This window comes from Streptomyces sp. NPDC107581, from assembly GCF_055657175.1.
Genome location: NZ_JBVKBH010000017.1, coordinates 232032 through 244957, shown reverse-complemented (window position 1 = coordinate 244957; position 12926 = coordinate 232032). Strand labels below are relative to the sequence as shown.

Sequence of the window (12926 nt, the reverse complement as noted above, 5' to 3'; positions counted from 1 at the left end):
ACCCCCACACCATCAACATCCACGACAGCTTCTTCCAACTCGGCGGCGACTCCATGCGCGCCATCCGCGCCATCGGAACACTCCGCACACAAGGCCTGGACGTAGCCGTACACGATCTGTTCGCCCACCAGCGGGTCGCGGACCTCGCCGCTCTGCTGAGTTCCGCCCCGGGGACCACCTCGGCAGCAGACACCTTCGTGGCACCGTTCGCGCTGCTCAGCGCCGAGGACCGGCGCCGGCTGCCGGACGGACTGGTCGACGCCTACCCGATGGCACAGACCCAGGCCGGCATGGTCTACGAGATGCTCGCCGCCACCGACCGTGCGGTCTACCAGAACGTCTCCTGCTACTGGGTGCGTGACGAACTGCCCTTCGAGGGGGCCGCGCTCCGTGAGGCCGCTCGGCTGCTGGTCGAACGGAACGAGATCCTGCGCACCTCCTTCGACCTCTCCGGCTTCAGCGAGATCGTGCAGCTGGTGCACCGGGAGGCCGAACTGCCCGTCGGCTACGACGACCTGCGCGGCATGGCGGAGCCCGACCAGCGCGCCATCGTGGACGGGTTCCTGGTCGGCGAGCGGCGCAAGCCGTTCGACCTCGACCGCCCGTGTCTGCTGCGGTATCACGTCCACCAGACCAGTGACCGCGAGTGGTGGCTGACCCACACCGAGTGCCACGCCATCCTCGACGGCTGGAGCCACACCTCGGTGGTCGCCGAGCTGATCGCCCTGTACCGGGACATCCGGCAGGGCCGCACACCGGACCTGCCGCCGCCGCCCGAGGTGCGTTTCGCGGACTTCGTGGCCCTGGAGCGGGAAGCCCTGGAGTCGGCCGAGGACCGGGCGTTCTGGGCCGGCATCATCGAGGGGCACGAGAAGTACGAGCTTCCGGCGGCCTGGGGCAGCCCGGACCACGACGAGAAGGCGACCATCGTCGACGTGCCGTACCCGGACCTGGTGCCGGGACTGCGCAGGCTCGCGGAGGCGGCGGGCGGCTCCATGAAGAGCGTGCTGCACACCGCCCATCTGAAGGCGCTGAGCATCGTCAGCGGGCGTACCGGTTTCTTCACCGGCCTGGTCTCCAACGGCAGGCCCGAGATGCTCCGCGGCGACGAGGTGCGCGGGCTGTACCTCAACACCGTGCCCTTCGCCGCCGATCTGTCCGCTCCGACCTGGCGGGGCCTGGTCGGCGCAGTCTTCGCGGCGGAGGCCGAGCTGTGGCCGCACCGCCGCTATCCGATGCCTGCCATGCAACGTGAGTGGGGCACCGCCGGCAACCTCGTCGACGTAGCCTTCGGCTACCTCGACTTCCATGTGCTCGACTGGGAGTCCGGCACCGTCGGTCTGCTCGATGACTTCAGCCCCAGCGAACTGCCGCTGGAAGTGTGGACCTTCCCGGGTGTACTGCGACTCGGCGGTCTGCCCAGCCGAGTCGGACGTCCGCAGCTGGAACTGCTCGCCCGCGTCTACCGGCACGTACTGGAGGCGATGGCCGCCGATCCCGACGGGGACGCCCGGGGCCTGACCCTGCCGTCCGAAGACGCGCGGTCGGCGGTGCGAGCCGCGCGGGGACCTGAAGTCACCTTCCCGGACGGCCTTCTGGTCCAGGACCTCGTCGACGGCTGGGCACAGAAGACGCCCGGCGCGGTGGCCCTCCGGTACGGCACACAGACCCTCGACTACGGGTCCCTCGCCGCCCGCGCCAACCGTCTCGCCCACCGGCTGCGGGCATTGGGCGTGGGACTCGAAAGCATCGTCGGCCTGCATCTGCCGCGGACCCCGGAGCTGTACGTCGCCCAGCTGGCCGTGCTCAAGGCGGGAGGGGCTTTCCTGCCGCTCGACCCCGACTATCCGGCCGAGCGGTTGCGCCACATGCTCGACGACGCCGGAGTCGCCGTGCTGCTGACCACCGCGGCGCTGCGGGACACACTGCCCGCGGAGCCGCCCGGTACGGTCGAGGTGCTCGACCCCGAGGGCTACCCGGAGCTGCCGGCGGACCAGGGGCCGCCCTCACGGCGACCGGGTCCGGACAACCTCGCCTACGTCATTTACACCTCGGGTTCCACCGGCCTCCCCAAGGGCGTGGGCGTCCCGCACCGGGGCGCCAGGAACCTGCCGCACGGCCAGCGCCTTCTCATCGACGTGGGGCCCGGTGACCGGGTGCTGCAGTTCTCGTCGCCCAACTTCGACGCCTCCGTCTCAGAGGTGCTCATGGCGCTGACCAACGGCGCCGAGCTGCTGCTGCCGCCGCCGGACACCGATCCCGGCGACCTGCGCCAAGTCCGCGCCGTCGTCACCCACATGACGCTGCCCCCCTCGCTGCTGGAGCGGCTGGAGCCGACCGACTTCCCGGACCTGCGGGTGGTGGTGTCGGCCGGCGAGGCGTGCCCGGCCGAGCAGGCGGCCCGCTGGGCCGAGCACACGTTCTTCGTCAACGCCTACGGGCCGACCGAGACCTCCGTCTGCGCCACCCACACCGAGATCCCGGCCACCACGGACCCGGAGCCGCCGTCGATCGGCGGACCGATCGCCAACGTTCAGGCCTACGTCCTGGACGAAGAGATGCGGCCGCTGCCCGACGGCTTCCGGGGCGAGCTGTACGTGGGCGGCGCCGGGGTGGCCCGCGGCTATCTGAACCGCCCGGGACTGACCGCCGACCGCTTCGTGCCCGACCCGTACGGGCGTGAGCCGGGGGCCCGGCTGTATCGGACCGGCGACCTGGTCTCGCGCGGCCCCGGCGGCAGTCTCTGGTTCCACGGCCGCCGCGACCACCAGGTCAAGGTGCGTGGTCTGCGTGTCGAACCGGGTGAGATCGAGAACCTGCTGCTCGGCCATCCCGCCGTGGCCGCCGCCGTAATCACCGTGCACCGGCCCGGAGCAGCCGACGCCACCCTGGTCGCCCACGTCAAGACAGTGCCCGGCTGCTGCGCCACCCCCGCAGAATTGCGCGAGTACCTGCGCGGGCGCATCCCCCAGGCCCTGCTCCCGACGCACTACCTGGCCGTGGACGACTTCCCGCTCACCCCTTCGGGCAAGGTCGACCGGGCGGCCCTGCCACGGCCCGACGGCTCCCGGCCGGAGCTGACGTCCCCCTACCAGGAACCCGGCACCGAAACCGAACGGGTCATCGCAGCCGCGTGGCGCGAGGCACTGGGCGTCGACCGGGTCGGGGTGCACGACGACTTCTTCGACCTCGGCGGCCACTCGTTGGCCATCATGCGGATCGTCTCCACACTGCGCGACCGGCACGGTCTCGAACTGCGGTTCCGGTCGTTCATCGAGCACCGTACGGTCGCCGCGCTGGCCGAGTCCCTCGCGGCGGCCGGGGAAGCAGGACAGGCGCCCGACACGGTGGTGTGGATCCGCCGGAGCGGCGGACGCAGACCGCTGTTCTGCGTTCACCCGGGCGGCGGCAGTGCGCACTGGTACCTCCGCCTCGCCCCGCACCTGGATCCGGACCGTCCGGTGGCCGCCTTCGAGTGGCCGGGGCCGCACTCGACGGCCACCGCGCCCGGCGCCGAGGAGATGGCCGAGCGCTATCTCACCGAGCTGCGCCGCATCCAGCCCCATGGTCCCTACCTGCTGTTCAGCTGGTGCGGCGGCAGCGGGATCGCCTCGGAGCTGGCCCATCGGCTGCTCGACGCGGGCGATGAGGTGACGCTCATGCTGCTCGACCCGGGGCTCGACGCCCATCAGAGGGCCGAGGGCTGGCGTGAACTCGCCCTGATGCGGCGGTTGGAACGCCTGCTGCACGAGGTCGCCGAAGGCGGCGAGGCGGCGGACACGCCGGCCCGCCGGACGGAGATCCTCGAACTGCTGGAGCACCTGGTGGACGACGTCGACGAGGAGACCGGCATCACTCTGCCCGAGAAGGGCGTGGGCACGGCCTGGCCGCGCGCGGCGCGCATCTGGCGCGAGGTCATGGAGATGGACCTCGCCTACCGGCACCGGCGCTTCGCGGGACGCCTGCATCTCATCGCCAGTGACGAACTGGCCCAGGGCGAGCACGAGGTGGCGTGGGGGCAGCGGTACGCGGACTACCTCGACCGGTGGCGGGAACTGACCGGGTCCCTGGAGGTGCACCGCGTGCCCGGTGACCACTTCGGGGTCATGAAGCCGCCCCATGTGGGCCGGCTGGCCGGGGTGATCACCAGCGTGATCGACGGCGCGGGAGACACCGCACACTGAAGACCCGGGCCGTGGGTGGCGGGAGACGGAAGGTCTCCCGCCACCCACGGCCCTTTCCCGGAGGGTGCGCGCGGTCGCCGCGACCGCATACGCCGACGGCCGGGCAGAGACCTCCGGGGAGGTCCGTGCCCGGCCGTCGGCGCCGGTCGATGTCAGTCGGTCACGGCGACGAGCCGTAGTTCGGATGTGTAGCGGTTGCCCTGGTCGTCGGTGAGCCAGGCCTGGTCGGGGGTGGGGAGCATTTCGGTGACGGTCATGCGTGCGTCCGGGTCCTTGCGGGCCAGGCGCCGGGCGGCTTTGGCGAGGATGTTGACGTAGACCGGGCTGTCGAAGTCGACGAAGAAGGGGCGTGGTTCGGTCGGGGAGACGACGAACACGTGGCGGGGGAGCTCGTGTCGGCGGTGCCAGTGGCGGGCCCGTACGAAGCGGCGTGCCTCGTTCTTCTCCTCCGCGAAGTCCAGCGCCGGGGCCTCGAACCGCCAGGTCTCCCGCGCCACCACCATGCGGTCGACGGACACCCGTGGGGTGTGGTCGTCGTCGGGCAGGATGCGGAACCGCTCCATGACCAGAGTGGTCAGGACATGGGAGAACACCTCGGCGACGCCGAACTCGGCTCCGCTCGGCAGGACGACGACGAGCCGGCCCGACCGCCGTTCGACCGTTGCGTCGGCGCTCAACACCGTACGCGGACGACCGGGGTCGGCGGTGTTGTCCAGCAGCGCGACGTGGTAGTCCTGCGGTCGCACCAGAGAGTGCCTGATCCGGACCGACAGGCGGGACTTGTGTTCCTTGGGCAGCAGCGGTATCAGTCGCGGTGCCGGGTGGTCGCGGTCGGTCCGGGCGAACAGCCCTTCGGGGAACGGGTGCTGGTTGACGAACAGCGAGTTGCCCAGTGTGTTGGCGGCCAGATGCAGTTCGCCGAGGACGAGTTCGAAATCGCCCTGCTCCACCGCCGTGGTGTCCCGGGCGGCGATCATCACATCCGGGCTGGTGTACCGGGCCGCCGTCCACTGCTCCCCCGGCGCGGCGAAACTCTCTTCCACCTGTTCGGCGATGTCGGTGCCGCGGACCTGGATGCGGCGGGCACCGTCCGCACGCCCGAGGATCTCCCGCCAGCGGCGCTCGAACTCCTCCTGCACCTCGGCCGCGTCGGCGACGACGGTGCCGTGCAGGAGCGGCATGCAGGCGAACCAGAAGGCGGCCAGGTCGATCGAGCGGCCGGCCCCGGCTCCGGCCTCGGCCCCAGCTCCGGCCTCGGCCCCGGCCTCGGCTTCGGCCCTGAGTCGGTCGTACGTCTCGTCCGCCTGGCGCAGCATGCGGGTGGTGAGGTTCGAGGTCAGCCAGCGGGTGCTGGTCATGAGCAGGTCCAGTGGTTGCAGCGCGGTCAGCACCTGGCCGCCGATGCGGACCCGCGCGGAGCGCACGGTGTCGGAGTAGACCACCCCTCGGCAGGGTGCGGTCGTGTCGCTCTTCTCCCGTTTGGCGTCCGCGGCGGTCAGCTCCTCGAACGTGTCTTCCAACGCGGTCAGCGCGGCCACCAAGCGGTCGGGGTCGTGCGCGGCCGTACAGACGGCCGCCCGGCCCCGCTCCAGCAAGTCCAGCTTGGCCAGGGCGGCCTCGCGTACCTCGCGGTCCCCGACGCCGTCGAGCCATTCCCGCAGCCGCCGTTCGGGCCAGGTGTCGGCCGGGAGGTCCAGCCGCCAGCGGATCCAGCGCCGTCCCACCAGCTCTTCGAGGGTGGCCGTCACATCGGTGTCGGGGCCGGCCTCCTGCTGGATGGCACGGGCCGACCGGGTGCCGTCGCACAGCCGCAGGACGCGCAGGACCCCTGGTTCCACGGGGTGCGGTGGCCGGCCGGGTGTGCTCACGGAGTCGCTGTCGAGACGTACGTACGGTGTGCGGCGAGGGGCGGTCCATGCGCGTATACGGGGGTCGGTGGCGATGACGTCGGCGAGGGCGTCCACCGACCAGCTGGAGAAGTAGACACGGGAGTCGGCGACGAGGCCCTCGCCGGGGTCGATGTCGACTCCGCGCCGGGTGAGGTCGAAGCGGCCCCAGCCGACCGGGCCGAAGAATCCGATGGTGTCGTTCTTGACGCAGAACCGCTGCCAGTAGTGCGCCACCAGTTCCTCCCGCTGGCGGTGTTTGAAGACCCTTCCCCGGTCGGTGGGGGACCAGGCGAGGAAGGGCCTGATCGCGGAGTCGAGAACGCCCCGGTTCTGCCAGGCCACGGCGGCCCGGAACGGCTTGGACGCCGCGATCTCCTGCAAGACCAGGGCGGTGCGTACGGCGGCCTCGCCGAAGGACTTCTCGAACGCATCCCAGTCCGCCCCCGTCAGTGCTTCCCGCTCACCGAACTTGTCGGCGGCCTCGGCCAGGCCCCCCGGCGCCAGCCGGAGCACCCCCGAGGCCGGGAAGCCCGGCCCCCGCACGGCGAGTTCGTCCCACAGGCGCCACCGTGCGCTCAGATCCACGGAATCCTCGTGTGTCTCGGGCATCCGGCGTGCTCCTAGCGCAGCGCGGAGGCGTCGGCGGCCAGATCGTCGAGCACGACCTCCGCGAGCTCCCCGGGGGACGGGTAGGTGAAGACCAGCGCGACGGACAGCTCGGCTCCCAGCAACTGCTGGAGGCTGTCGATGATCTGGAACGCCGCGAGGGAGTCACCACCGCACTCGAAGAAATCGCTGTCGTCGCCGAGGGTGTCGTCGCCGAGCGCCTCGCGGTAGAAGCCGGTGATGTGGCCGGAGAGCTCGGCGGCACCGATCCTGGTGGTCATGACAGTTCCTTTGCTGGGAGCGGGTCGGCATACGGTGGTGGTGCTGTGTGCGGTCGGGGCGGCCGGCTCGTAGTCCGCCACCAGGGCGAGAACCGCCGGCCGGCCGGGCCTCTCAGCCGTCGTCGGAGCCGGACGTACGGCGGGTGGTCAGGGCGGAAGGGGTGTTGCCGCCGGAGACGACGACCGCGGCCCGGCCGACGGACTCCGCCTCCAGGGCTCCGGCAAGGGCGACGGCGCCGCTCGGTTCGGCCGCGACGCCGACGCCGTGCAGCAACTGCATCGCCCGGATGATCGACGCGTCGCTGACACCGACCAGCCGGTCCACGCCGCGGCGGATGATCGGGAACGTCAGCCTGCCGGGGCGCTGACCACGCAGACCGTCGGCGACCGTATCGCTGGGTGGCAGATCGACGGGGTGGCCGACGGCGACCGACCGGGCGTAGCGTCGTACGGCCTCCGGCTCCACGCCGACGATCCGCACCCGCCGGGGCAGTTGAGCCGTCGCCGCGAGGCACACGCCGGCGAGGAGGCCCCCGCCGCCGGTCGGCACGAAGAGCGTGTCGAGGTCCGGGGCGTCCTGGAGGATCTCCAGACCGACGGTGCCCTGCCCGGCGATCACCAGCTCGTGGTCCGACGAGGGGATGAACGCCGCCCCGCGCCGGTCAGCCAGCTCCCTGGCACACCGTTCGCGTTCGATGACGCCGCCGGGAACCCGGGTCACCCGGCCACCGAGGGCGCGGATGGCCGATTCTTTCGCCCCGCCCGCACTGGCCGTCATCACCACCGTGACGCGTACGCCCAGCTCGCGACCGAGTGTGGCCACCGCGATGCCGTGGTTTCCGGAGGAGCCCGTGACGACTTCGCCGGCGGACAGGGCGAGCAGTGCGTTGGCGGCTCCCCGCAGCTTGAACGAGCCGCTGCGCTGGAGGTGCTCCGCCTTGAGCAGCAGGCCGGGGAGCGCGTCCAGGGTGAGCAGCGGAGTGCGCCGCACCCGCGGCGCGATGCGCTCGGCGGCGGCGAGGACGTCGGCCGGCCCCAGACCGGTGCCGACGGTCGTCATGACGTCTGCTCCGGGTCCTGCACGGTGGACTGCAGCGCACGACGGTCGGCCTTGCCACTGTGCAGGACGGGCAGCGTGTCGAGCCGGGTGAACCGGTGCGGCAGCATGTGGGGCGGCAGCCTGGCACCCAGATGGGCGCGCAGCTGGCTGTCGGTGGTGCCGTCCAGGTCTCCCGTGATGTGGGCCTTCAGCCAGACCCGGCCCCGCTCGTCGGGATCGGCGGTCACCACCGCGCCGGTGACGTGGGGGTGCCCGAGCAGCATGCCCTCGATCTCGGCGGGATCCACACGGTGGCCGCGGACCTTGATCTGGCGGTCGGACCTGCCCAGGAATTCCAGCACCCCGTCGGACCGGCGCCGCGCGAGGTCGCCGGTGCGGTACATCCGTGTGCCCGGTGGGCCACAGGGGTCGGGGAGGAAGCGCTCGGCGGTCAGTCCGGGCCGCCCGCCGTACCCGCGGGCGACCCCGAGGCCGCTGATGTGCACCTCTCCGGTCTCCCCGTCCGGCACCACGCGCAACTCCCGGTCGAGCAGGAGGACATCGGTGCCGTCGATCGGGGTGCCGATGATGTCGGCGGAGGTGTCGGGGCGCTCCGGCACGTCGAAGCGGGTGGACGTCATGGTGCACTCGGTGGGCCCGTACTGGTTGACGAGCCGGCCGCCGACCAGGGCTCGTCCGCCCGCGGCCAGGAAGGGGCGCAGGGACTCGCCGCTGGTGGCCACGAGCCGCAGTCCGCGCAGCTCCTCGGCGGCACGGGGCGAGCGCGCCAGGAAGGTCAGGAAGGACGGCGTCGTGCTCAGTACGGTGTCCACGCCGTACTCCACGAGCGCGTCGGCGAACGCGTCCGCGCGCAGCAGCCGGGAGCGGCTCAGCAGCACGAGCCGTCCGCCGGCGGCGAGCGGCGCGAAGGTGTCCCGGATGGAGGCGTCGTAACCGAGCGGGGCGAGCTGGAGGGTCACGGAGTCGGGGCCGAGCCCCAGGTCGCGCGTCAGGGACTGCAGATACGCGGCCAGGCCGCGGTGCTCGATCAGCACCGGGTTGGGAGCGCCGGTCGAACCGGAGGTGTGGCTGACGTAGGCCAGGGCGCGTGGGGAAACGGCGGGGAAGGGCTCGCCGGTGTCGTGCGGGCGCACGCCGTTCACCTCGGGCAGCCGGTCGAGCAGCACGGTCGGACCGTCGACCGGCAGGCTGAGCCGTTCGGCCGGTGCCGCGTGCGACAGCAGGCAGCGTGCCCCGCCGCCGGCGGTCAGCGCGGCCAGCCGCGGGCCGGGGAGCTCGGTGTCCAGGGTGAGGAACGCACCGCCGGCCCGTGTCACCGCGGCGGTGGCGACGACGGCGTCCAGTCCGCGTTCGACAGCCACCGCGCAGACGTGCTCGGGCTGTGTGCCCTCAGCGACCAGGAGGCGGGCGAGCCGGTCGATCCGCTCGGCCAGTTCGCCGTACGTCACCCGGCGGTCCTCGGTGACGATGGCGACGGCGTCCGGAGCCCGGTCCGCGTGGCCGCGGACGGCGTCGGTGAAGACACGCAGGCCGCTCTCGCTCATGTCCGGCTCCCGGCTTCGACGGTCCGGTCGACGGCGACGAGCCGTAGTTCGGATGTGTAGCGGTTGCCCTGGTCGTCGGTGAGCCAGGCCTGGTCGGGGGTGGGGAGCATTTCGGTGACGGTCATGCGTGCGTCCGGGTCCTTGCGGGCCAGGCGCCGGGCGGCTTTGGCGAGGATGTTGACGTAGACCGGGCTGTCGAAGTCGACGAAGAAGGGGCGTGGTTCGGTGGGGGAGACGACGAACACGTGGCGGGGGAGCTCGTGTCGGCGGTGCCAGTGGCGGGCCCGTACGAAGCGGCGTGCCTCGTTCTTCTCCTCCGCGAAGTCCAGCGCCGGGGCCTCGAACCGCCAGGTCTCCCGCGCCACCACCATGCGGTCGACGGACACCCGTGGGGTGTGGTCGTCGTCGGGCCGCAGCGTGAAGCGGTCCATCACGCGGTTGGTCAGGGCGTGGCAGAAGACGTCGAGCAGATCGAACCGGGAGGCGTCCGGCAGCACCGCCACCAGCCGCTCGCCGTCCTCCTCGACGTGCACGTCGGCGCAGCGCACGGTACGCGCCGTGTACGGGTCGGCCGTGTCGTCGACCAGGGCGACGTGGTAGTCCTGCGGGCGCCCCAGGGACTGCCGGCTGCGCGCGGACCACTTGCGCGGCATCTCCTTGGGCAGCATCGGCACCAGCCGCGGCCCGGTGAAGTCGGTGCCGGTCTCGTCGGTCAGCTGCTCGGGGTCCGGGTGCTGGTGGACGAAGAGCGACTGGGCGACGGTGTTCATCGCCACGTGCAACTCACCGACCACCAGCTGGAATTCACCACGCTCCACCGCCGTCAGGTCATCGGCGATGATCATGAGGTCGGGGCTGATGTAACGTGCCAGGGACCAGCCCCGACCGGGCTCGGCGAACGCCTCGCGCACCTGCGCGGCTATCCCGGCGGAGGACAGCTCGACCCGTCGGGCGCCGGCCGGCGCGTCGATGATCCGGGCCCAGCGCTCGCGCAGCTCGGCCTGGATCAGCTCGATGTCGGCGGTCGACTCCGAGTGCGGGGCCGGCAGACAGGCGAACCAGAGCGAGCCGAGGTCCACCGTGTCCTGCCGTTCGCACAGCCGCCGGTACTCCTCCCGGATGCGTGCCCCGATCGACTCGGCGTAGCGGTTGGTCATCCAGCGGGCGGCGGTCAGGCACAGTTCCAGCGGGGCGAGCTGCTGGAGGACGGCCGTTCCCACGGTGGCCGTGGCGGACCGGCGGCAGTCCGAGTAGACCAGGGCCCGGTTGGGGGCTGCCCGGGCGCTCTTCTCACGCCGTGCCGAGACCTCGGTGACTTCCGCGAAGTCGGCCTCCAGCGCAGCCATCGCCTCGCACAGGGCGTCCGCGTCGAGGCCGGCCCGCTCCAGTCGCTCGCGTCCCCCCTCCAGCACCTCCAGCTTGGCCAGGGCGGGTTCGCGTACGGCGGCCTCGCCGATCCTCTCCAGCACCGTGCGCAGTTCGCGCTCGGGGTAGGTGCCGGCCGGGACCTCCAGCTTCCAGGCCACCCAGCGCCGGGCGACGAGCCACTCCAGCGCGGCGCGCACCTCGGCGACGGACAGCTCCCGTCCCGCGCCCCCGGTCGCCTCCCGCGCGATCTCGGCGACCGTCCGCCGCCCGTCGCACAGGCGCAGGACACACAACGTGTCCGCCGGCACCGGGTGCGGGGGCCGACCGGGTGCACGCACCGAGTCCGTCCCCAGGCGCACATACGGCAGCCGCCGCGGGGCGATCCACTCCCGCACCCGGGGATCGCCGTCGATCACCTTGGCCAGGGCGTCCACGGACCAGCTGGAGAAGTACACACGGGACTCGGCGACGAGACCCTCGCCGGGATCGACGTCGACTCCGCGCCGGGTGAGGTCGAAGCGGCCCCAGCCGACCGGCCCGAAGAATCCGATGGTGTCGTTCTTGACGCAGAACCGCTGCCAGTAGTGCGCCACCAACTCCTCGCGCTGACGCGGCATGCTGGACCGTCCCGTCACCGACGGCGACCAGTCGAGAAAGGGCTTGATCCCCGTCTGCAGCACGGTCCGGTTCTGCCAGGCCACGGCGGCCCGGAACGGCTTGGACGCGGCGATCTCCTGCAGGACCAGGGCGGTGCGGACGGCGGACTCGCCGAAGAACTCCTCGAAAGCCTCCCAGTCCGCCCCCGCCAACTCCTCCCGCTCACCGAACTTGTCGGCGGCCCCGGCCAGCCCCTCCGGAGCCAGCCGGAGCACCCCCGACGACGGGAAACCCGGCCCGCGCAGGGCGAACTGCGGCCACAGCCGCCACTCGCCCCCGGGCAGAAGTATGGTGCGAGACATCGCTGAGTTACCTCCCAAGGAATGCGGTGCGCCAAGGGCGCTCCGGTGGACGAGACCCGTCAGTTCCGGTCTGCCGGAACACCGTTGAGACACCACTCCAGGACCGCACGGGCGCTGTGGTACTTGTTCTCGGCCTGCTGGAACGCGATGCTCAGTGGCCCGTCGAGCACATCGGCGGTGACCTCCTCCCCGCGGTGGGCGGGCAGGTCGTGCAGGAACACGCCGGCCGCACTGGCGGCCAGCACGTCGGTGGTCACCTGGAACGGGGCGAACACGCGCCGCCAGTCGGGGTCGGACTTGGCCGTGCCGGTGGTCTGCCACCGCGTGGTGTAGACGGCATCGGCCGCCGGCAGACCGGTCATGTCGTGACGCTCCTCGACCAGCGACGCGGCGGCTTCGGCCTGGACGCCTGCTTGCTTCAGGCAGGACGGGTCGAGGCCGTAACCGGGTGGCGTGCGCAGATGCAGCTCGGTGCGCGGGAAACGGGACAGGGCGAGCGCGAGCGCGGCGGCGGTGTTGTTGCCCTCGCCCACGTACAGCACCCGCAGGCCCTCGATCCGCCCGAACCGGACCAGCAGGGTGGTGAGGTCGGTGAGCGCCTGGGTGGGGTGTTCACCGGCGCTCATCGCGTTGACCACGGCCATCCACTGCTGATCCGCGTAAGCACGCAACTCCTGCTCGGGTCCCGCGGTGCGGGCCACCAGCACGTCGATCATCCGCGACAGCACCGCGGCGGTGTCCTCCACGGTTTCGCCGGTGTTCTCCTGCAGATCCCCCGGCCCGTACGTGATCAGCCGTGCCCCCAGGCGCAGCGCACCGGCCGAGAAGGCGGTCCGGGTGCGGGTGGACGTCTTGCGGAAGAGCACACCGACGACGGCGTCGTTCAGGGGGCGGGCGTCGTCGCACTCACCGGCCGAGTACTCGGCGCCGCGCCGTACGATCCACCGCAGGTCCTGGTCGGTGAGGTCGTCTATGGAGATCAAATGACGGATGGTGCGAGGCATCGTGGTCCTCCTGCCGGCGGGGCGTGTCGGG

7 protein-coding genes are annotated in these 12926 nt (G+C 71.9%); 1 reads left to right on the top strand and 6 read right to left on the bottom strand.

Annotation, left to right across the window (positions count from 1 at the left end; genetic code table 11):
* A partial coding sequence (locus ACZ7P3_RS34955; RefSeq protein WP_472087863.1) for a non-ribosomal peptide synthetase occupies positions 1–4184 on the top strand: 4184 nt, incomplete at its 5' end.
* Positions 4185–4336: 152 nt separating this feature from the next.
* Here ACZ7P3_RS34955 and ACZ7P3_RS34950 read toward each other — a convergent pair.
* From ACZ7P3_RS34950 to ACZ7P3_RS34925, 6 genes are all read right to left on the bottom strand, one after another.
* Positions 4337–6682, bottom strand: coding sequence for a lantibiotic dehydratase (locus ACZ7P3_RS34950; protein WP_472087861.1), 2346 nt, complete (start codon positions 6680–6682; stop codon positions 4337–4339).
* Positions 6683–6693: 11 nt separating this feature from the next.
* Positions 6694–6960 (bottom strand): phosphopantetheine-binding protein, encoded by a 267-nt coding sequence (locus ACZ7P3_RS34945; RefSeq protein WP_472087860.1) that lies wholly within the window; start codon positions 6958–6960, stop codon positions 6694–6696.
* Positions 6961–7072: 112 nt separating this feature from the next.
* On the bottom strand, positions 7073–8020 hold the full coding sequence (locus ACZ7P3_RS34940; protein WP_472087858.1) for a threonine ammonia-lyase: 948 nt from the start codon (positions 8018–8020) through the stop codon (positions 7073–7075).
* Positions 8017–9564, bottom strand: a complete 1548-nt coding sequence (locus ACZ7P3_RS34935) for an amino acid adenylation domain-containing protein (protein WP_472087856.1) — start codon at positions 9562–9564, stop codon at positions 8017–8019. The genes ACZ7P3_RS34940 and ACZ7P3_RS34935 overlap by 4 nt, the downstream gene beginning before the upstream one ends.
* The gene (locus ACZ7P3_RS34930) at positions 9561–11891 is read right to left on the bottom strand and encodes a lantibiotic dehydratase (protein WP_472087855.1); all 2331 of its coding nucleotides are present in this window, start codon (positions 11889–11891) and stop codon (positions 9561–9563) included. Before ACZ7P3_RS34930 ends, ACZ7P3_RS34935 begins: the two co-directional genes overlap by 4 nt.
* A gap of 59 nt (positions 11892–11950) precedes the next feature.
* Complete coding sequence (locus tag ACZ7P3_RS34925) at positions 11951–12895, bottom strand: ornithine carbamoyltransferase (RefSeq protein WP_472087853.1); 945 nt, start codon at positions 12893–12895, stop codon at positions 11951–11953.
* Positions 12896–12926: the final 31 nt, after the last annotated feature.